The following is a 17,039-nucleotide window of genomic DNA, read 5'->3' as shown; positions in this document are numbered from 1 at the left end:
GGCTCAGCGCTCGGCCGGCGACGCCAGCTGGTTCTGCTTGCGCACGATCGACATCGCGATTTCCAGCGATTGCTCGTAGTTCAGACGTGGATCCACGGTCGAGCGATATGCGCGCTCCAGGTCGGCGTCGGTCAGTTCGCGCGCGCCACCGGTGCATTCGGTGACGTCCTCGCCGGTCAGTTCCAGGTGCACGCCTCCCAGCCGGGTTCCGGCCGCGGCGTGCAGATCGAATGACTGCTCGACCTCGCCCCGGATGTTGTCGAACCGACGGGTCTTGTAGCCGTTGGAAGTGCTCTCGGTATTGCCGTGCATCGGATCGCAGACCCACAGCACGCGCCGGCCGTCGCGGCGGACCGCTTCCAGCAACGGCGGCAGCTTCTCGGCGATCTGGGTCGCGCCCATGCGGTGGATGAAGGTCAAGCGGCCTGGCTCGTCTTCCGGATTCAGCACATCGATCAGGCGCAGCAGTTGATCGGGCGAGACCGACGGCCCCACCTTGATGGCGATCGGATTGCGTACGCCGCGCAGGTACTCCACATGCGCGCCGTCGACCGCCGCGGTGCGCATGCCAATCCACGGGAAGTGCGTGCTCAGGTTGAACCAGCCCCACTGGCGCGGCACTTCACGGGTCAACGCTTCCTCGTACGGCAGCAGCAGCGCTTCGTGCGAGGTATAGAAATCGATGCGATTGAGATTGTGGACTTCGGATCCGGACAGGGTCTCCATGAAGCGCACGGCGTCACCAATCGAGCGCACCATGTCCTGGTACTCGGCCGCCAGCGGCGAGTAGCCCACCCAGCTCAGGTTCCAGTATTCCGGATGGTGCAGGTCGGCGAAACCGCCGTCGATCAGCGCGCGCACGAAATTCATCGTCATCGCCGAACGCGCATGCGCCTTGATCATCCGGCGCGGATCCGGGATCCGCGCCTCCGCGGTGAACTCCGGCCGGTTGACCAGATCGCCGCGGTAGCTGGGCAGCGTGGTCCCGTCGCGGGTCTCGTTGTCGGCCGAACGTGGCTTGGCGTACTGGCCGGCGAACCGTCCCACCCGCACCACCGGCAGGCGCAGGCCATGCACCAGCACCAGGCTCATCTGCAGCAGGACTTTCAACCGGTTGGAGATGAGTCCCGATTCGCAGTCGCTGAAACTCTCGGCGCAGTCACCACCCTGCAACAGGAAGCGTTTGCCTTCCTGCGCCTCGGCCAGCTGCTTCTTCAGCGCGAAGATTTCCCACGACGTCACCAGCGGCGGCAACTGCCGAAGTTCGGCCAGCGCCGACGCGAGCTCCGCGGCGTCGGGATAGGTCGGCATCTGCACCGCCGGCCGTTCGCGCCAACTGTCGGGCGCCCAGTTCGCGGGCAGGCTGACGGCGCGGAGATTGCGATCGGGGGAACTCATGGGGGATTCCTCGTGCGGTCCACCATGGTGACAGAATGGTGCGCCGCGTCAAACCTCAGTAGTAGCGCGACTTGCGCCGCTTGAACGCGGCGAACAGCGCCCACAGGGCCAGCAGCACGAACCAGACCAACGCCCAGCCCGGCATCGACAGGCCCAGGAAGGCCCAGTCGACCTTGGCGCATTCGCCGGAGCCGGTCAGGACCTGCCTCAGCACGTCGCCCATCGGGAAGGCTTCCATCATGTAGGCCAGATCCGGGCCACAGGCCGGCACCTGATCCGGCGGCAGGCCCTGCAGCCAGACGTGACGTCCGGCGATACCGATGCCCAGCCCGGCCGCCGCCAGTCCGAGGATGCCGTAGAAGCCGCGCCCGCCCGCCGCCTTCGGCGAGTGCAGGCCACCCAGCAGGAACACCAGCGCCAGCAGCGCGAACGCACCGCGCTGGAAGGTGCACAGCGGACAGGGAATCAGCCCCTGGACATGCTCCAGATACAGCGCATAGCCCAACAGGCCGGCGCAGATGACGAAGCCAAGGAGAAACTGCGCGCGGAACGACCAGCGGAACGGGTTCATGAAAGCTCGCTGCGGACGGGTAAGGCGCATTATCGCCGTGTGAAGGCCAAAAACAAATTCCACCTGGTTACCAGCGATTCCCTTCGCGGCCTCCTCCCCAAGGACGGCACGCCGGCGGGGAATCCGCATTCCGTTCCCATCGCCGGGGCCGGATCCTCCGGACACAAAAAACCCCGGCATCGCCGGGGTCTTTCGGGGTCCTGCGGGACGGCGGATTACTCGGCCGCTTCCGGACGGTCCACGAGTTCCACGTAGGCCATCGGCGCATTGTCGCCAGCGCGGAAACCGCACTTGAGGATACGCAGGTAACCGCCCGGACGGGACTGGTAGCGCGGGCCGAGGGTGGTGAACAGGGTACCGACGGCTTCCTTGTCGCGCAGGCGCGAGAAGGCGAGGCGGCGGTTGGCGACGCCGTCGACCTTGGCCAGGGTGATCAGCGGCTCGGCGACGCGGCGCAGTTCCTTGGCCTTGGGCAGGGTGGTACGGATGAGGCCGTGCTTGATCAGCGAGGCAGCCATGTTGCTGAACATCGCTTCGCGATGGGCGCTGGTGCGGCTGAACTTGCGGCCGGCTTTCTGGTGGCGCATGGTTTTGATTCCTGATGATGAATGTTGAAGCTGTTGGACGTCGTTGTCGCCTTCCTGGCGTTGGAACTTGGACTGCGGATGGCCCGAACCGGCCTGTGCTCCCTGGCCGGAAACCGTCGCGAACCTTCAGGCCCGTCGACGTTGTTGCTCTGGTGAAACCACCCGCGCCCGGAGGCGCGGGGTATTGCGATGACTGCGTGCGGCTTAGCCGAGCATGCCGTGCTGGGCGACGCCGGCCGGCGGCCAGTTCTCCAGCTTCATGCCCAGGGACAGGCCACGCTGCGCCAGGACTTCCTTGATCTCGGTCAGCGACTTCTTGCCGAGGTTCGGGGTCTTGAGCAGCTCCACTTCGGTCTTCTGGATCAGGTCGCCGATGTAGTAGATGCTCTCGGCCTTGAGGCAGTTGGCCGAACGCACGGTCAGCTCCAGATCGTCGATCGGACGCAGCAGCACCGGATCCACGCCGCTGCTGGCCGGCTTGGCCGCGCCGCGGTCGCGGTGGGTGAAGTCGCCGAACACCGACAGTTGGTCGCTGAGGATGTCGGCGGCGGTGCGCACGGCTTCCTCGGCGTCGATCGTGCCGTTGGTCTCGATGTCCAGGACCAGCTTGTCCAGGTCGGTACGCTGCTCCACGCGCGCGGCTTCCACGGCGTAGGCGACGCGGCGGACCGGCGAGAACGAGGCGTCCAGCACCAGGCGACCGATGCTGCGGGTCTCTTCATCCGGACGACGGCGGGCAGCCGCCGGCTGGTAGCCGAAACCGCGCTCGATCTTCAGGCGCATGTTGATCGCGGTGTCCTTGGTCAGGTTGCAGATGACCAGGTCCGGATTGAGGATTTCGACGTTGTGATCGGTCTTGATGTCGGCGGCGGTCACCACGCCCGGACCCTGCTTGCTCAGGGTCAGGGTCGAGGAATCACCGGTGTGGATGCGGATGGCCACATCCTTGAGGTTCAGCAGGACTTCCAGCACGTCTTCCTGCAGGCCTTCGATGGTGCTGTATTCGTGCAGCACGCCGTCGATCTCGACTTCGGTGATCGCGAAGCCGGGAATCGAGGAGAGCAGCACGCGGCGCAGCGCATTGCCGAGCGTATGGCCGTAACCACGCTCCAGCGGTTCGATGACCACTTTGGCGCGGTTGTCGGTCAGACGCTCGATCTGCGGGCCGCGGGGGCGCAGCACTTGCTGAGTGATACCCGTCATGTTGCTTTGTCTCCTGCAAACCCCCGACGGGGGCATCGGGGGTGCGTGAATGAATTACTTCGAGTACAACTCGACGATCAGCGCTTCGTTGATGTCCGCAGGCAGGTCGGAACGTTCCGGCACGGCCTTGAACACGCCGCTGAACTTCTTCGCGTCGACTTCGATCCAGGACGGGCTCAGGTCGAGCTGTTCGGACAGGGTCAGCGACTCCTGCACGCGCAGCTGCTTCTGGGCACGCTCCGACAGGGCGATCGCGTCACCGGCCTTGACCTGGTAGGACGGCAGGTTGACCGGCTTGCCGTTGACCAGCACGCCGCGGTGCGAGACCAGCTGGCGGGCGGCCGGACGGGTCACGGCGAAGCCCATGCGGTAGATCACGTTGTCCAGGCGGGTTTCCAGCAACTGCAGCAGGTTCTCGCCGGTGTTGCCCTTCTTGGTCGAGGCCTTCTTGTAGTAGTTGCGGAACTGGCGCTCCAGCAGACCGTAGATACGCTTGACCTTCTGCTTTTCGCGCAGCTGGGTGGCGTAGTCGGACAGCTTGCCCTTGCGGGCGGCACCGTGCTGGCCGGGCTTCTGCTCCAGCTTGCACTTGGAGTCCAGCGCGCGGGCCGGGCTCTTCAGGGACAGGTCGGCGCCTTCGCGGCGCGCGAGCTTACAGGTAGGACCGATATAACGAGCCATTTCTTATCGCCCCCTTAGACGCGACGCTTCTTCGGCGGACGGCACCCGTTGTGCGGGATTGGCGTCACGTCGATGATGTTGGTGATCTTGTAGCCGACGTTGTTCAACGAACGAACGGCCGACTCACGGCCCGGACCCGGGCCTTTGATGCGGACTTCCAGCGACTTCACGCCGTAATCCAGTGCGGCTCGGCCGGCCTTCTCGGCGGCGACCTGTGCAGCGAACGGGGTCGACTTGCGCGAACCACGGAAACCGGCACCACCGGAGGTCGCCCAGGAAAGCGCATTGCCCTGGCGATCGGTGATGGTGACGATGGTGTTGTTGAAAGAAGCGTGGACGTGGGCGACGCCGTCGGTGATGACGCGCTTGATCTTCTTCTTGACTTTGGCAGCAGCTGGCTTGGCCATGATGGTCGCCCCTTACTTCTTGATGGCTTTGCGCGGACCCTTGCGGGTACGGGCGTTGGTGCGGGTGCGCTGGCCGCGCAGCGGCAGGCCGCGGCGATGGCGCAGACCGCGATAGCAGCCCAGATCCATCAGGCGCTTGATCGCGATGCCGACTTCACGGCGCAGGTCGCCCTCGACCACGTACTTGCCGACTTCGGCGCGCAGGCGCTCGACTTCCGGCTCCGACAGGTCGCGGATCTTGGTGGTCGATGCGACGCCAGCGGCTTCGCAGACCTTCTTGGAACGGGTACGGCCAATGCCGTAGATGCTTTGCAAACCGACCCAGACATGCTTCTGGGCAGGCAGGTTGACACCTGCAATACGCGCCATGACGCGGTCTCCAACTGTGTTTGATGGCCCGGCAGGCCGCCTTCCGGCAAGGAAAACGGGCAGACGGACGGAGTGAACTGGAAATTTTAGCAAGATCTCGGGTTACTGGGAAGCCCGCGCCGACCAGGGGTCGGCACGAAGCCCGGCATGGGGAGTGTGCCCATGCTCCGGCGCCGGAAGCTGCCTGGTGCCGGGCTTCCGGGGTTTCCCCCGGGGCCCTGCCCCGCCCGCGCTACTCTGGCGCGGGACCGGCGGCTTCACACCCGTGCGCGAGATCGCCGCCCGGGCCGCCCTTTTGGTTGGTCCGGTCCTCTCGGGCCGGCCGCGCGGAAGGCTTCCGCGCCAGGGGAGCGATTATCCGCGCGAAAGTCCGCCGCGGGAACCACCCTTCAAATTTGCCTTCTTCAACAGGCTTTCGTACTGGTGCGACATCAGGTGCGCCTGGACCTGCGCGATGAAGTCCATCACCACCACCACCACGATCAGCAGCGAGGTGCCGCCGAAGTAGAACGAAGTGCCCAGTTGGGTCCGCATCACTTCCGGCAGCAGGCAGACCGCCACCAGGTACAGCGAGCCGGCCGCGGTCAGGCGGGTCAGTACACCGTCGACGTAATCCGCCGTCGCCTTGCCCGGACGGATGCCCGGAATCAGCGCGCCCGACTTCTTCAGGTTTTCGGCGGTTTCCTGCGAGTTGAACACCAGCGCCGTGTAGAAGAACGCGAAGCCGATGATCATCGCCGCGAACACGATCATGTGCAGCGGTTCGCCCGGCGCCAGCGCCTGCGAGATGCGCTGCAACCAGGTGGTCGCGCCGTTCTGGCCGGACCACATCGCCAGCGTGGCCGGGAAGGCCAGGATGCTGGAGGCGAAGATCGGCGGGATGACGCCGGACATGTTGAGCTTCAGCGGCAGGAACGAGGTCTGGTTCATGTACGCGCTGCGGCCACCCTGGCGGCGTGCGTAATTCACCGTGATGCGGCGCTGGCCGCGTTCCACGAACACCACGAAGAAGGTGAAGCCGAAGACCACCAGCACGATGATGATCAGCGAGATGGCGCTGAGCGTACCGGCCTGGAAGGCTTCCAGGGTGGTCAGCACGGCGCCCGGCAGGCCCGCGACGATGCCGGCGAAGATGATCAACGACACGCCGTTGCCGACGCCGCGCTCGGTCACCTGCTCGCCCAGCCACATCAGGAAGATGGTGCCGGCGGTCAGTGCCACCACGGCGGTCAGGACGAAGCCGAGGCCCGGTGCATACACCACCGGCACGCCGCCCGGAGCGACCTGGTTCTGCAGCGCGACGGCGATGCTGCCGCCCTGCACGACCGCCAGCAGCACCGCGCCGATGCGCGAGTACTGGGTGATCTTGCGGCGGCCGGACTCGCCTTCCTTCTGCATCGCCTTCAGGCTGGGGAAGATGTGCACGCCCAGCTGCATCACGATCGACGCCGAGATGTACGGCATCACGTTCAGCGCGAAGATGCTGAAGCGATGCAGGGCGCCACCCGAGAACATGTTGAACATGTCCACGATGCCGCCCTGGTTCTGCATCATCGCGAGCATGGCGTCGGGATTGACGCCCGGCACCGGCACGTAGCAGCCGATGCGATAGACGATCAAGGCACCCAGCACGAACAGCAGGCGCTGGCGGAGTTCGGTGAACTTGCCTGCGCCTGCCAGCGCGCTGGCGGCATTACCCTGCGCCATGCGTCACTTACTCCTGCACGCTGCCGCCGGCGGCTTCGATAGCCGCCTTGGCACCTGCGGTGGCCAGCACGCCCTTCAGCACGAACTTCTTGGTCAGTTCGCCCTTCTTGACGATCTTGGCGCGCTTGGCGGTGCTGGGGACCAGCTTGGCGGCACGCAGCGCGGCGAAGTCGATCTCGCCGGCTTCCAGCTTGTCCAGCTGGTAGGACAGCACTTCCGCGGTGTCCTGCTTGAGCTTGGAGCGGAAACCGACCTTCGGCAGACGCTTGATCAGCGGCATCTGGCCGCCTTCGAACTTCGCCTTGATCTTGCCCTTGCCCGCACGGGCGAAGGAACCCTTGTGACCGCGACCGGCGGTCTTGCCCAGGCCGGAACCGATACCGCGGCCAACGCGGGTGCGTTCGGCGCGGGCGCCCTCGGCGGGCTTCAACGTATTCAGACGCATGATGATTACTCCTCGACCTTGACGAGGTAGTGGACCTTGGCGATCAGGCCGCGAACCTGCGGGCTGTCCTTGAGTTCACGCACATCGTTCAGCTTGTTCAGGCCCAGCGCCTTCACCGACAGGCGGTGGCGGGACTGGGAGCCACGCAGGCCGCGCACCAGGCGGACCTTGACGGTCTTGTTGGACTCGTTAGCCATTGAGGAGTTCCTCCACCTTCTTGCCGCGCTTGGCCGCGATGCGGGTGGGCGACTGCATATCGTTCAGGCCCTTCAGGGTGGCACGCACCAGATTGATCGGGTTGCGCGAACCGACAGCCTTGGCCAGCACGTTCTTCACGCCGACCGCTTCCAGCACGGCGCGCATCGCGCCGCCGGCGATCACGCCGGTACCTTCCGACGCCGGTTGCATGAACACGCGCGCCGCGCCGTGACCGGCCTTGACCGGGTGCCACAGGGTGCCGTTGTTCAGGTCGACGTTGGACATGTTCTTGCGGGCATACTCCATCGACTTCTGGATGGCGACCGGCACTTCGCGCGCCTTGCCGTAGCCGAAACCAATCTTGCCGGCGCCGTCGCCCACCACCGTCAGCGCGGTGAAGGTGAACTGGCGGCCGCCCTTGACGGTCTTGCTGACGCGGTTGACCGCGACCAGCTTCTCGATCATGCCGTCGTCGACTTTCTCTTCGCGGTTGCGGTCGCGATCACGACCCCGCGGTTCACGTTGTTCTGCCATTTCGAAATCCTTGGTTGATGTGGATTTGTGGCTTGGCCACTTATGGTTGTGGAGTACTTCGTTGCCACGCTTCCGGTCACACAAGGACCGGGGCGCCCGGCGCAGCCCGCGCCGGCAGGTCAAGGCATGGGGTCGCCCCCATGCCTTTCAAGATTAGAACTGCAGGCCGCCTTCGCGGGCCGCGTCGGCCAGGGCCTTGATGCGGCCATGGAAGCGGTAACCGGAACGGTCGAAGGCCACCTTCTCGATGCCCGCGGCCTTGGCGCGCTCGGCGATCAGCTTGCCGACCTTGGCGGCGGCGTCGCTGTTCTTGCCGTTCTTCAGGCCATCCTTCACGTCGGACTGCAGGGTGTTCGCCGAAGCGATGACCTTGGCGCCGTCGGCGGTGAACAGCTGGGCGTAGATGTGCTGGCCGGTACGCAGGACGGACAGGCGCGGCACACCCAGTTCGCGGATGTGCGCACGGGTCGACTTGGCGCGGCGCAGGCGGGCGGTGTTCTTGATGCTCATGATCTGGTTCCTCGAAGCCGAAGGCGTGCTTACGCCTTCTTCGCTTCCTTACGGATGATGGTCTCGTCGGAGTACTTCACGCCCTTGCCCTTGTAGGGCTCCGGCGGACGGAAACCGCGGATCTTGGCGGCGACTTCGCCCACGCGCTGCTTGTCCGCGCCCTGGACCAGGATTTCGGTCTGGGTCGGGGTGGCGATGGTGATGCCTTCCGGCGCCTTGAACACGACCGGGTGCGAGAAGCCGAGCGACAGGCTCAGATCCTTGCCCTGCATCGCGGCACGGTAACCCACGCCGACCAGTTCCAGCTTGCGCTCGAAACCTTCGGACACGCCCTTCACCATGTTGGCGAGGATGGCGCGGATGGTACCGGTGATGGCGTCGTGCTCGATGGCTTCCGGCGCCAGGTTGGCAACGCCGTTCTCGATCTTCACTTCGACGCCGGCGGGCTTGGTGATCGCCAGGGTGCCCTTCGGGCCCTTGACGGTCAGCGTTTCCGCCTGGAGATTGATTTCAACGCCCTTGGGCAGGGCAATCGGCTTTTTGGCTACACGGGACATTGGCTTACTCCGTTAGGCCACGAAGCACAGGACTTCACCGCCGACGCCCTGCTGGCGCGCCTGCGCATCGGTCATGATGCCCTTGGAAGTGGAAATGATGGCGACGCCCAGGCCGCCGAGGACCTTCGGCAGCTCGGCCTTGCCACGGTACTGGCGCAGGCCCGAACGGGACACGCGCGACAGCTTCTCGATGACCGGCTTGCCTTCGAAGTACTTCAGGACGATTTCCAGCTCGGCCTTGTTGTTTTCCGTCTTCGTCACGCGCGCGTCGGCGATGTAGCCTTCCGACTTCAGGACGTTGGCGATCGAGGCCTTGATCTTGGAGGACGGCATCTTCACCGTCTGCTTGCCGACCGCGGCCGCATTCTTGATGCGGACCAGCATGTCGGCGATGGGATCAGTCATGCTCATAAGTAAATGCCTTTTGAGTAGCACCGATATCCGCTTTCGCGAAAATCTTGGGTTGTGCCTGGAAGCCCCAGGTGGCGGCCCCGACGGGGCCCCGGTCCGCGGCGGGCCGCGGGAACCGGCAATTGTACAGCAACAAGTCCGGCATGTGCCGGACTTGGATTCTGGCCATCCCGGGGCGTGCCCGGGAGGCCGGATGGCTTACCAGCTGGCCTTGCGCAGGCCCGGCACGTCGCCACGCATGGTGGCTTCGCGCAGCTTGTTGCGGCCGAGGCCGAACTTGCGGTAGACGCCGCGCGAACGGCCGGACAGCTCGCAGCGGTTGCGCTCGCGGCACGGCGACGAGTCGCGCGGCAGCTTCTGCAGCTTGGTCACGGCTTCCATCTTTTCTTCATAGGAAGCGGTGGTGCCCGAGATGATCTTCTTCAGCGCTTCGCGCTTGGTGGCGTACTTCTTCGCCAGCTTGGCCCGCTTGATATCGCGGTTCACCATTGAGGTCTTGGCCATGTGTGGTATTCCTCGCGATATCAGTTGCGGAACGGGAACTTGAACGCTTCCAGCAGCGCCTTGGCTTCGGCGTCGCTCTTGGCGGTCGTGGTGATGGCGATATCCATGCCGCGGAGCGCGTCGACCTGGTCGAAGTCGATTTCCGGGAAGATGATCTGTTCCTTCACGCCCATGTTGTAGTTGCCGCGGCCGTCAAACGAACGACCCGACACGCCGCGGAAGTCACGCACGCGCGGCAGCGAGATGTTGATCAGGCGGTCCAGGAACTCGTACATCTTGGCGCGACGCAGAGTCACCTTGCAGCCGATCGGCCAGCCGTCGCGGATCTTGAACGAAGCCACCGAAATGCGGGACTTGGTCGTGATCGGCTTCTGGCCGCTGATCTTGGCCAGGTCGGCCACGGCGTTTTCCAGGATCTTCTTGTTGGTCGCCGCTTCACCCACACCCATGTTGATGGTGATCTTGGTGATCTTCGGGACTTCCATCGGATTGGTGTAACCGAACTTCTTCATCAGAGCCGGCGCCACTTCTTCCTTGTAAATTTTTTCGAGACGGGTGGTCATGACCTCATTCCTCAGGCGTCGAGCGCCTCACCACTGGAGCGGAACACACGCAGTTTGCGTCCATCCTCCAGGACCTTGAAACCGATACGCTCGCCCTTGCCGGTGGCCGGGTTGAACAGCGCGACGTTCGAAATGTGGATCGAGGATTCACGCTCGACCACGCCGCCGGCGATGCCCGCCTGCGGATTCGGCTTGGTGTGGCGCTTGACGACGTTGACGTTGGAGACGACCACGCGGTCACCGTCCACGCGCACCACGTCGCCCTTCTTGCCCTTGTCCTTGCCGGCGATGACGACCACCTGGTCGCCCTTCTTGATACGGTTTGCCATTTCTATGTCCTCCGCTCAGAGCACTTCAGGCGCGAGCGAAACGATCTTCATGAACTTCTCGGAACGCAGCTCGCGGGTCACGGGCCCGAAGATGCGGGTACCGATCGGCTCCTGCTTGTTGTTGAGCAGCACGGCGGCGTTGCCGTCGAAGCGGATCAGCGAACCGTCCGGGCGACGAACGCCCTTGCGGGTGCGCACGACCACGGCATCGTAGACTTCGCCCTTCTTGACCTTGCCACGCGGGATGGCGTCCTTGACGGTCACCTTGATGATGTCGCCGATGCCGGCGTAACGGCGCTTGGAGCCGCCCAGCACCTTGATGCACATCAGTTCCTTGGCGCCGGAGTTGTCGGCCGCGTCAAGGTAGCTCTGCATCTGGATCATGATTCAGATCTCCTCTTATTCAGCCGCGCGGGTGATGATTTCCACCACGCGCCAGTTCTTGGTCTTGGACATCGGGGCGATTTCGGTCACCCGCACCACGTCGCCTTCCTTGCAGCTGTTGTCCGCGTCGTGCGCGTGCAGCTTGGTGGAACGACGAATGTACTTGCCGTACAGGGCATGCTTGACCTGACGCTCCACCAGCACGGTGACGGTCTTGTCCATCTTGTTGCTGACGACGCGGCCTTCGATGGTGCGTTGCGCTTTGTCTTTGTTATCGCTCATCTCGGGCGCTCCTTACTTCTTGCCGCCAAGCAGGGTCTTGACGCGAGCGATCTCGCGGCGAACCCGGCGGGTTTCATGGGTCTTCGGCAGCTGGCCGGTGACCTTCTGCATGCGCAGGGAGAACTGCTCCTTGCGCAGATCGGTCAGGTGGGCCTTCAGTTCGTCAGCCGACTTCTCGCGGAGTTGCTTGAGTTCCATTAGCGCACCGTCCGGGTCACGAATTGGGTGGTGACGGACAGCTTGGCCGCGGCCAGGCGGAACGCCTCGCGCGCGATTTCCTCGCTGACGCCTTCGATTTCATAAATCATGCGGCCGGGCTGGATCTGGGCGACCCAGTACTCCACGTTGCCCTTACCGGAGCCCATTCGGACTTCGATCGGCTTCTTGGTGATCGGCTTGTCGGGGAACACGCGGATCCACATCTTGCCGCCACGCTTGACGTAACGGCTGATGGAGCGGCGGGCCGCCTCGATCTGGCGCGCGGTCAGCTGACCGTGCGCCGTGGCCTTCAGGCCGTACTCGCCGAAGCTGACGAGGTTGCCGTTCCAGCTCAGGCCGTCGTTACGGCCCTTGTGCATCTTGCGGAATTTGGTTCGCTTGGGTTGCAACATGATTATTCCCTCGCCTCGCGATCACGGCGCGGTCCACGCGGACGGTCGCTGCGCTCATTGCGTTCGGCGCGCGGCGTGTCGTCCTGCTTTTCCTGGCCCACCTGGCTGAAATCGAAGATTTCGCCCTTGTAGACCCACACCTTGATGCCGATGATGCCGTAGGTGGTCTTGGCTTCAGCAAAGCCGTAGTCGATGTCCGCACGCAGGGTGTGCAGCGGCACGCGACCTTCGCGGTACCACTCCGAACGGGCGATTTCGGCGCCGTTCAAGCGGCCAGCGACATTGACCTTGATGCCCAGGGCGCCCAGGCGCATCGCGTTGCCGACCGCACGCTTCATGGCGCGGCGGAACATGATGCGGCGCTCCAGCTGCTGGGCGATCGACTCGGCCACCAGCTGCGCGTCCAGTTCCGGCTTGCGGACTTCGGTGACGTTGATGTGCGCCGGAACGCCCATCAGGTCGCTGACTTCCTTGCGCAGCTTCTCGATGTCCTCACCACGCTTGCCGATCACCACGCCCGGACGGGCGGTGTGGATGGTCACGCGGGCGGTCTTGGCCGGACGCTCGATCAGGATCTTGGAGATGCCCGCCTGCGCCAGCTTCTTGCGCAGCATTTCGCGCACCTTGAGGTCGGCGGCCAGGTAGTCGGCGTAGTCGCGCTTGTTGGCGAACCACTTGGAATTCCAGTCCTTGGCGATGCCCAGGCGGATTCCGGTCGGATGAACTTTGTGACCCATACTTATTTGCCCTCGCCCACGACCACGGTGATGTGGCTGGTGCGCTTAAGAATGCGGGTACCACGGCCCTTGGCACGGGCCATGAAACGCTTCAGCACCGGACCTTCGTCGACCATGATGGTCTTGACCTTCAGCTCGTCGACGTCGGCACCCTGGTTGTTCTCGGCGTTGGCGATAGCGGACTCGACCACCTTCTTGATCAGGTGGGCGGCCTTCTTGTCCGAGAACTTCAGCAGGTTGACGGCGCGTTCGGCCGACAGGCCACGCACCTGGTCAGCAACCAGGCGGGCCTTCTGCGGGGAGATGCGCGCGGTGCGCAGGATGGCTTTCGCTTCCATGGTCATCTCTCCTTACTTCTTCCCGCCGGCTTTCTTGTCGCCACCGTGGCCCTTGAAGGTACGGGTGACGGCAAATTCGCCGAGCTTGTGGCCAACCATGTTCTCGTTGACGAGCACCGGAACGTGGTTCTTGCCGTTGTGGATGGCGATCGTGAAGCCCACCATTTCCGGCAGGATCATCGAGCGGCGCGACCAGGTCTTGATCGGCTTCTTGCTGCCGCCCGCGGCCTCCACCTTCTTGATGAGGTGGTGATCGACGAACGGGCCCTTCTTGAGTGAACGTGCCATGGTCGATTAGCCCCTACGATCGCGGACGATGAATTGCTGAGTGCGCTTGTTCTTGCGCGTCTTGTAACCCTTGGTCGGCACACCCCAGGGGGTGACCGGATGGGGGTTGCCCTGGCCGGCCTTGGCCTCACCACCACCGTGCGGGTGGTCAACCGGGTTCATGGCCGCACCGCGGACGGTCGGCTTGACGCCGCGCCAGCGCTTGGCACCGGCCTTGCCCAGCTTTTCCAGGCTGTGCTCGTCGTTGCCGACTTCGCCGACGGTGGCGCGGCACTCGACCTGCACCTTGCGCATTTCGCCCGAGCGCAGGCGCAGCGTGGCGAAGCCCTGCTCGCGGGCAACCAGCTGCACGGCAGCACCGGCGGCGCGGGCGATCTGGGCGCCCTTGCCCGGCTTCAGCTCGATGCCGTGCACGGTGGTACCGACCGGGATGTTGCGCAGCGGCAGCGTGTTGCCGACCTTGATCGGCGCGTCGCTGCCGGCGATGACCTGGTCACCGGCCTTCAGGCCCTTCGGGGCGATGATGTAGCGGCGCTCGCCATCGACGTAGCACAGCAGCGCGATGTGCGCGGTGCGGTTCGGATCGTATTCGATCCGCTCAACGCGCGCCGGGATGCCTTCCTTGTCGCGCTTGAAGTCGATGATGCGGTAATGCTGCTTGTGGCCACCGCCGATGTGGCGGGTGGTGATGCGGCCGTGGTGGTTGCGACCGCCGGTCTTGCTCTGCTTTTCAAGCAGCGCAGCATGCGGGGCACCCTTGTGCAGGTCCGGCGTCACCACGCGGACCGCGGAACGGCGGCCGGCGGAGGTTGGCTTGAATTTCATCAATGGCATGTGGGTCTACCTCAGGCCTTGGCCGTTACGTCGATAGCCTGGCCCTCGGCCAGACGCACGTACGCCTTGCGCCAGTCGCCGCGACGGCCGTTGCGGAAACGGAAGGACTTGTTCTTGCCCTTCACGTTGACCACATTGACTGCCTCGACCTTGACGTCGAACAACTTTTCCACGGCGGCCTTCACATCGGCCTTGGTGGCGTCGTTCGAAACTTCAAAGACGTATTGGTTGGAAACTTCCTGCAGGCGCGCCGTCTTCTCGGAGACACGCGGAGCACGCAGCACGCTGAAGATTTTCTCGTTGCTCATGCCAGCCACTCCTCGATCTTCTTGACGGCATCGGCGGTGACGACGACGCTGTCGGCGCCCACCAGGGCGACCGGATCCAGGCCCTGCACGTCGCGCACTTCCACATACGGCAGGTTGCGGGCGGACAGGTACAGATGCTCGGAGGCGTCTTCGGTGACGATCAGCGGACGCTGACCGACTTCCAGACCCTTCAGCTTTTCGATCAGCGTCTTGGTCTTGGTGGTGTCGAGGTCGAACGCATCCACCACCATCAGGCGGTTCTGGCGGTTCAGCTCCGACAGGATCGCGCAGATGGCCGCGCGGTACATCTTGCGGTTGACCTTCTGGTCGAAGCTGCGGGGCTTCGCTGCGAAGGTCACGCCGCCGCCGACGAAGATCGGCGCAGTCAGCGCACCGTGACGGGCACCACCGCCCTTCTGCTTCTTCGACTTCTTGGTGGTGCCGTTGACTTCGGCGCGGGTCTTCTGCGCCTTGGTACCGGCACGACCGGCATTGCGATAGGCAACGACGACCTGGTGGACCAGATCTTCGCTGAATTCACGACCGAACACGGCGTCGGAAACCGACAGCTTGTTGGCGCTACCTGTAATGGCTAGTTCCATTGTCGTTCTCCTTAAGCCTTGCTAGCCGGACGCACGATCACGTCGCCACCGGCAGCACCCGGAACGGCGCCGCGGACAGCGATCAGGCCGCGCTCGGCATCGACGCGAACCACTTCAAGGTTCTGGGTGCTCTGCTGCACCGCGCCCATGTGACCGGACATCTTCTTGCCCGGGAAAACGCGACCCGGGGTCTGGCGCTGGCCCAGCGAACCCGGCGCGCGATGCGACAGCGAGTTACCGTGGGTGGCGTCGCCCATGGTGAAGTTCCAGCGCTTGATGGTGCCCTGGAAGCCCTTGCCCTTGGTCACGCCCTGGACGTCGACCTTCTGGCCCACTTCGAAAATGTCGGCCTTGATTTCGCCGCCGACGGTGAAGTCGCCCAGCTTGTCGGCTTCGACGCGCAGTTCCCACAGGCCACGACCGGCTTCGACCTTGGCCTTGGCCAGGTGGCCAGCGACCGGCTTGGTGACCAGCGACGCACGGCGGGTGCCGACGGCAACCTGCACAGCGCTGTAGCCGTCGGTTTCCTGGGTCTTGATCTGGGTGATGCGGTTGGGGGTGGCTTCAATCAGCGTCACCGGAATGGACTTGCCGTCCTCGGTGAACACGCGGGTCATGCCGGCCTTGCGGCCGACGATTCCCAACGAATACTTCTTCGCGGTCATGGTCGTTGGCCTCAGGTCAGCTTGATCTGGACGTCGACGCCGGCCGCGAGTTCGAGCTTCATCAGCGCGTCCACGGTCTTGTCGTTGGGGTCGACGATATCGAGCACACGCTTGTGCGTGCGGGTTTCGTACTGGTCGCGGGCGTCCTTGTCGACGTGCGGGGAAACCAGGACGGTGTAGCGTTCGATCTTGGTCGGCAGCGGGATCGGGCCGCGCACTTGCGCGCCGGTTCGCTTGGCCGTCTCAACGATCTCGCTGGCCGAGCGGTCGATCAAGCGATGATCGTACGCCTTGAGCCGGATTCGGATCTTTTGGTCCGCCATGACGGAATTTCCTTCGTTAAAGAGCGACGGGCGCGGCTTCTGGGATGCCTTGCCCCGGTAGGGTCCAGACGTTCAGCCCCGTTCCGGAACCGCCGGAAAGCGCGGTCACGGTGAGCCTGAGCGGCCTGGGGTTTCATCCTGAAAAACTGGGCAGGCCGGTAAACCGGCCCGCCCAGACAGAAAAGTATAGGACGCATGACTGGCCCCGTCAATAGCGGGGCGTCCACCCCTGAAACCGGGCGGCAGGCACGCGACTCTCCTTGTCTGGCGAACACGAAGCACTCCCTGCGCTTCTTTTCGCGGTAGCGCCGGCATACCTCCCAGGGGGAACCGGCGCGGGTATTGCGATATCCCGGGATGGCTGGGCCATCTGGGGGCGCGCATTATAGCGATGTTTTTGCTGGTTTGCAGCAAATCCGGCGAATTTTTATTACCGGAGACCGGCGGAGGCTGGAATCCCTGCCCCGCCGGGGTACTTCTGGCCTTGCCGGTTCAATGGCCCCGGCTTTCGCCAGGAAAAGAACCGACAAAACGGGGCGGGCCTTTCGGCCCGCCCCGTCGATTCATTACTTGATGATCTTGGCCACGACGCCGGCGCCGACGGTACGACCGCCTTCGCGAATGGCGAAACGCAGACCTTCGTCCATCGCCACCGGGTTGATGAGCTGCACGGTCATCTTGATGTTGTCGCCC

General features: G+C 64.3%; 29 protein-coding genes and 1 pseudogene. All 30 read right to left on the bottom strand.

Annotated elements, in window-relative coordinates; all coding sequences use genetic code 11:
* Positions 1-3 precede the first annotated feature (3 nt).
* Positions 4-1,398: a 3-deoxy-7-phosphoheptulonate synthase class II gene (locus IB228_RS16505; RefSeq protein WP_192199236.1), complete on the bottom strand. Its 1,395-nt coding sequence runs from the start codon at positions 1,396-1,398 to the stop codon at positions 4-6.
* A gap of 55 nt (positions 1,399-1,453) precedes the next feature.
* Positions 1,454-1,969 carry a disulfide bond formation protein B gene (locus tag IB228_RS16500; protein ID WP_183638666.1) on the bottom strand — a complete coding sequence of 172 codons (516 nt, stop codon included), beginning with the start codon at positions 1,967-1,969 and terminating at the stop codon, positions 1,454-1,456.
* A gap of 215 nt (positions 1,970-2,184) precedes the next feature.
* The gene (gene rplQ / locus IB228_RS16495) at positions 2,185-2,556 is read right to left on the bottom strand and encodes a 50S ribosomal protein L17 (protein WP_183638668.1); all 372 of its coding nucleotides are present in this window, start codon (positions 2,554-2,556) and stop codon (positions 2,185-2,187) included.
* Positions 2,557-2,760: 204 nt separating this feature from the next.
* Positions 2,761-3,759, bottom strand: coding sequence for a DNA-directed RNA polymerase subunit alpha (gene rpoA / locus IB228_RS16490; RefSeq protein ID WP_141455898.1), 999 nt, complete (start codon positions 3,757-3,759; stop codon positions 2,761-2,763).
* A 54-nt stretch (positions 3,760-3,813) separates the two neighbouring features.
* Positions 3,814-4,440: a 30S ribosomal protein S4 gene (gene rpsD / locus IB228_RS16485; protein WP_141455897.1), complete on the bottom strand. Its 627-nt coding sequence runs from the start codon at positions 4,438-4,440 to the stop codon at positions 3,814-3,816.
* A 14-nt stretch (positions 4,441-4,454) separates the two neighbouring features.
* Entirely contained in the window at positions 4,455-4,847 is a 393-nt protein-coding gene (rpsK, locus tag IB228_RS16480; protein ID WP_055941307.1) for a 30S ribosomal protein S11, read from the bottom strand.
* A gap of 12 nt (positions 4,848-4,859) precedes the next feature.
* The gene (rpsM, locus tag IB228_RS16475; protein WP_055943298.1) at positions 4,860-5,216 is read right to left on the bottom strand and encodes a 30S ribosomal protein S13; all 357 of its coding nucleotides are present in this window, start codon (positions 5,214-5,216) and stop codon (positions 4,860-4,862) included.
* A gap of 354 nt (positions 5,217-5,570) precedes the next feature.
* Positions 5,571-6,923 (bottom strand): preprotein translocase subunit SecY, encoded by a 1,353-nt coding sequence (gene secY / locus IB228_RS16470; protein WP_183638670.1) that lies wholly within the window; start codon positions 6,921-6,923, stop codon positions 5,571-5,573.
* A 7-nt stretch (positions 6,924-6,930) separates the two neighbouring features.
* Positions 6,931-7,374, bottom strand: coding sequence for a 50S ribosomal protein L15 (gene rplO, locus IB228_RS16465; RefSeq protein ID WP_181444278.1), 444 nt, complete (start codon positions 7,372-7,374; stop codon positions 6,931-6,933).
* Positions 7,374-7,565 carry a 50S ribosomal protein L30 gene (gene rpmD / locus IB228_RS16460; RefSeq protein ID WP_055941302.1) on the bottom strand — a complete coding sequence of 64 codons (192 nt, stop codon included), beginning with the start codon at positions 7,563-7,565 and terminating at the stop codon, positions 7,374-7,376. Before rpmD ends, rplO begins: the two co-directional genes overlap by 1 nt.
* Complete coding sequence (rpsE, locus tag IB228_RS16455; RefSeq protein WP_141455894.1) at positions 7,558-8,100, bottom strand: 30S ribosomal protein S5; 543 nt, start codon at positions 8,098-8,100, stop codon at positions 7,558-7,560. The genes rpmD and rpsE overlap by 8 nt, the downstream gene beginning before the upstream one ends.
* A gap of 153 nt (positions 8,101-8,253) precedes the next feature.
* Positions 8,254-8,610: a 50S ribosomal protein L18 gene (gene rplR, locus IB228_RS16450; protein WP_183638672.1), complete on the bottom strand. Its 357-nt coding sequence runs from the start codon at positions 8,608-8,610 to the stop codon at positions 8,254-8,256.
* A gap of 29 nt (positions 8,611-8,639) precedes the next feature.
* Entirely contained in the window at positions 8,640-9,167 is a 528-nt protein-coding gene (gene rplF / locus IB228_RS16445) for a 50S ribosomal protein L6 (protein WP_183638674.1), read from the bottom strand.
* Positions 9,168-9,179: 12 nt separating this feature from the next.
* The gene (gene rpsH / locus IB228_RS16440; RefSeq protein ID WP_141455891.1) at positions 9,180-9,578 is read right to left on the bottom strand and encodes a 30S ribosomal protein S8; all 399 of its coding nucleotides are present in this window, start codon (positions 9,576-9,578) and stop codon (positions 9,180-9,182) included.
* A 198-nt stretch (positions 9,579-9,776) separates the two neighbouring features.
* The gene (gene rpsN / locus IB228_RS16435) at positions 9,777-10,082 is read right to left on the bottom strand and encodes a 30S ribosomal protein S14 (RefSeq protein ID WP_183638676.1); all 306 of its coding nucleotides are present in this window, start codon (positions 10,080-10,082) and stop codon (positions 9,777-9,779) included.
* Positions 10,083-10,102: 20 nt separating this feature from the next.
* On the bottom strand, positions 10,103-10,645 hold the full coding sequence (rplE, locus tag IB228_RS16430; protein ID WP_141455889.1) for a 50S ribosomal protein L5: 543 nt from the start codon (positions 10,643-10,645) through the stop codon (positions 10,103-10,105).
* Between the two features lie 11 nt (positions 10,646-10,656).
* On the bottom strand, positions 10,657-10,974 hold the full coding sequence (gene rplX, locus IB228_RS16425) for a 50S ribosomal protein L24 (protein WP_141455888.1): 318 nt from the start codon (positions 10,972-10,974) through the stop codon (positions 10,657-10,659).
* Between the two features lie 15 nt (positions 10,975-10,989).
* Positions 10,990-11,358 carry a 50S ribosomal protein L14 gene (gene rplN, locus IB228_RS16420; protein ID WP_013535986.1) on the bottom strand — a complete coding sequence of 123 codons (369 nt, stop codon included), beginning with the start codon at positions 11,356-11,358 and terminating at the stop codon, positions 10,990-10,992.
* A 15-nt stretch (positions 11,359-11,373) separates the two neighbouring features.
* Complete coding sequence (rpsQ, locus tag IB228_RS16415) at positions 11,374-11,640, bottom strand: 30S ribosomal protein S17 (protein WP_183638678.1); 267 nt, start codon at positions 11,638-11,640, stop codon at positions 11,374-11,376.
* A 12-nt stretch (positions 11,641-11,652) separates the two neighbouring features.
* Positions 11,653-11,838 (bottom strand): 50S ribosomal protein L29, encoded by a 186-nt coding sequence (gene rpmC, locus IB228_RS16410; RefSeq protein ID WP_141455886.1) that lies wholly within the window; start codon positions 11,836-11,838, stop codon positions 11,653-11,655.
* The gene (gene rplP / locus IB228_RS16405) at positions 11,838-12,251 is read right to left on the bottom strand and encodes a 50S ribosomal protein L16 (protein ID WP_183638680.1); all 414 of its coding nucleotides are present in this window, start codon (positions 12,249-12,251) and stop codon (positions 11,838-11,840) included. The genes rpmC and rplP overlap by 1 nt, the downstream gene beginning before the upstream one ends.
* Before the next feature lie 2 nt (positions 12,252-12,253).
* Entirely contained in the window at positions 12,254-12,988 is a 735-nt protein-coding gene (gene rpsC, locus IB228_RS16400; RefSeq protein ID WP_141455884.1) for a 30S ribosomal protein S3, read from the bottom strand.
* A 2-nt stretch (positions 12,989-12,990) separates the two neighbouring features.
* Complete coding sequence (gene rplV, locus IB228_RS16395) at positions 12,991-13,326, bottom strand: 50S ribosomal protein L22 (RefSeq protein ID WP_079724420.1); 336 nt, start codon at positions 13,324-13,326, stop codon at positions 12,991-12,993.
* 12 nt (positions 13,327-13,338) lie between these two features.
* A complete protein-coding gene (rpsS, locus tag IB228_RS16390; protein WP_183638682.1) occupies positions 13,339-13,614 on the bottom strand; it encodes a 30S ribosomal protein S19 in 276 nt (91 codons plus the stop codon).
* Positions 13,615-13,620: 6 nt separating this feature from the next.
* Entirely contained in the window at positions 13,621-14,448 is an 828-nt protein-coding gene (rplB, locus tag IB228_RS16385; RefSeq protein ID WP_141455883.1) for a 50S ribosomal protein L2, read from the bottom strand.
* Positions 14,449-14,459: 11 nt separating this feature from the next.
* The gene (rplW, locus tag IB228_RS16380) at positions 14,460-14,756 is read right to left on the bottom strand and encodes a 50S ribosomal protein L23 (RefSeq protein ID WP_141455882.1); all 297 of its coding nucleotides are present in this window, start codon (positions 14,754-14,756) and stop codon (positions 14,460-14,462) included.
* Positions 14,753-15,358: a 50S ribosomal protein L4 gene (gene rplD, locus IB228_RS16375; protein WP_141455881.1), complete on the bottom strand. Its 606-nt coding sequence runs from the start codon at positions 15,356-15,358 to the stop codon at positions 14,753-14,755. Before rplD ends, rplW begins: the two co-directional genes overlap by 4 nt.
* Positions 15,359-15,369: 11 nt before the next feature.
* On the bottom strand, positions 15,370-16,023 hold the full coding sequence (gene rplC / locus IB228_RS16370) for a 50S ribosomal protein L3 (RefSeq protein WP_183638685.1): 654 nt from the start codon (positions 16,021-16,023) through the stop codon (positions 15,370-15,372).
* 11 nt (positions 16,024-16,034) lie between these two features.
* A complete protein-coding gene (gene rpsJ / locus IB228_RS16365; RefSeq protein WP_022968186.1) occupies positions 16,035-16,346 on the bottom strand; it encodes a 30S ribosomal protein S10 in 312 nt (103 codons plus the stop codon).
* A gap of 566 nt (positions 16,347-16,912) precedes the next feature.
* A pseudogene (locus IB228_RS16360) lies at positions 16,913-17,039 on the bottom strand (elongation factor Tu); the annotation flags it as partial.

This window comes from Pseudoxanthomonas sp. PXM04, assembly GCF_014851695.1.
GTDB classification, from domain to species: domain Bacteria; phylum Pseudomonadota; class Gammaproteobacteria; order Xanthomonadales; family Xanthomonadaceae; genus Pseudoxanthomonas_A; species Pseudoxanthomonas_A beigongshangi.
Note: the sequence above shows the minus strand (reverse complement) of the source record. Positions and strands in the feature narration are given on the sequence as shown.

Excerpts from the sequence above, each read along its gene's own strand:
- IB228_RS16505 (WP_192199236.1), bottom strand. The coding sequence starts at position 1,398 with ATGAGTTCCCCCGATCGCAATCTCCGCGCCGTCAGCCTGCCCGCGAAC.
- IB228_RS16500 (WP_183638666.1), bottom strand. The coding sequence starts at position 1,969 with ATGAACCCGTTCCGCTGGTCGTTCCGCGCGCAGTTTCTCCTTGGCTTC.
- rplQ (WP_183638668.1), bottom strand. The coding sequence starts at position 2,556 with ATGCGCCACCAGAAAGCCGGCCGCAAGTTCAGCCGCACCAGCGCCCAT.
- rpoA (WP_141455898.1), bottom strand. The coding sequence starts at position 3,759 with ATGACGGGTATCACTCAGCAAGTGCTGCGCCCCCGCGGCCCGCAGATC.
- rpsD (WP_141455897.1), bottom strand. The coding sequence starts at position 4,440 with ATGGCTCGTTATATCGGTCCTACCTGTAAGCTCGCGCGCCGCGAAGGC.
- rpsK (WP_055941307.1), bottom strand. The coding sequence starts at position 4,847 with ATGGCCAAGCCAGCTGCTGCCAAAGTCAAGAAGAAGATCAAGCGCGTC.
- rpsM (WP_055943298.1), bottom strand. The coding sequence starts at position 5,216 with ATGGCGCGTATTGCAGGTGTCAACCTGCCTGCCCAGAAGCATGTCTGG.
- secY (WP_183638670.1), bottom strand. The coding sequence starts at position 6,923 with ATGGCGCAGGGTAATGCCGCCAGCGCGCTGGCAGGCGCAGGCAAGTTC.
- rpmD (WP_055941302.1), bottom strand. The coding sequence starts at position 7,565 with ATGGCTAACGAGTCCAACAAGACCGTCAAGGTCCGCCTGGTGCGCGGC.
- rpsE (WP_141455894.1), bottom strand. The coding sequence starts at position 8,100 with ATGGCAGAACAACGTGAACCGCGGGGTCGTGATCGCGACCGCAACCGC.
- rplR (WP_183638672.1), bottom strand. The coding sequence starts at position 8,610 with ATGAGCATCAAGAACACCGCCCGCCTGCGCCGCGCCAAGTCGACCCGT.
- rplF (WP_183638674.1), bottom strand. The coding sequence starts at position 9,167 with ATGTCCCGTGTAGCCAAAAAGCCGATTGCCCTGCCCAAGGGCGTTGAA.
- rpsH (WP_141455891.1), bottom strand. The coding sequence starts at position 9,578 with ATGAGCATGACTGATCCCATCGCCGACATGCTGGTCCGCATCAAGAAT.
- rpsN (WP_183638676.1), bottom strand. The coding sequence starts at position 10,082 with ATGGCCAAGACCTCAATGGTGAACCGCGATATCAAGCGGGCCAAGCTG.
- rplE (WP_141455889.1), bottom strand. The coding sequence starts at position 10,645 with ATGACCACCCGTCTCGAAAAAATTTACAAGGAAGAAGTGGCGCCGGCT.
- rplX (WP_141455888.1), bottom strand. The coding sequence starts at position 10,974 with ATGGCAAACCGTATCAAGAAGGGCGACCAGGTGGTCGTCATCGCCGGC.
- rplN (WP_013535986.1), bottom strand. The coding sequence starts at position 11,358 with ATGATCCAGATGCAGAGCTACCTTGACGCGGCCGACAACTCCGGCGCC.
- rpsQ (WP_183638678.1), bottom strand. The coding sequence starts at position 11,640 with ATGAGCGATAACAAAGACAAAGCGCAACGCACCATCGAAGGCCGCGTC.
- rpmC (WP_141455886.1), bottom strand. The coding sequence starts at position 11,838 with ATGGAACTCAAGCAACTCCGCGAGAAGTCGGCTGACGAACTGAAGGCC.
- rplP (WP_183638680.1), bottom strand. The coding sequence starts at position 12,251 with ATGTTGCAACCCAAGCGAACCAAATTCCGCAAGATGCACAAGGGCCGT.
- rpsC (WP_141455884.1), bottom strand. The coding sequence starts at position 12,988 with ATGGGTCACAAAGTTCATCCGACCGGAATCCGCCTGGGCATCGCCAAG.
- rplV (WP_079724420.1), bottom strand. The coding sequence starts at position 13,326 with ATGGAAGCGAAAGCCATCCTGCGCACCGCGCGCATCTCCCCGCAGAAG.
- rpsS (WP_183638682.1), bottom strand. The coding sequence starts at position 13,614 with ATGGCACGTTCACTCAAGAAGGGCCCGTTCGTCGATCACCACCTCATC.
- rplB (WP_141455883.1), bottom strand. The coding sequence starts at position 14,448 with ATGCCATTGATGAAATTCAAGCCAACCTCCGCCGGCCGCCGTTCCGCG.
- rplW (WP_141455882.1), bottom strand. The coding sequence starts at position 14,756 with ATGAGCAACGAGAAAATCTTCAGCGTGCTGCGTGCTCCGCGTGTCTCC.
- rplD (WP_141455881.1), bottom strand. The coding sequence starts at position 15,358 with ATGGAACTAGCCATTACAGGTAGCGCCAACAAGCTGTCGGTTTCCGAC.
- rplC (WP_183638685.1), bottom strand. The coding sequence starts at position 16,023 with ATGACCGCGAAGAAGTATTCGTTGGGAATCGTCGGCCGCAAGGCCGGC.
- rpsJ (WP_022968186.1), bottom strand. The coding sequence starts at position 16,346 with ATGGCGGACCAAAAGATCCGAATCCGGCTCAAGGCGTACGATCATCGC.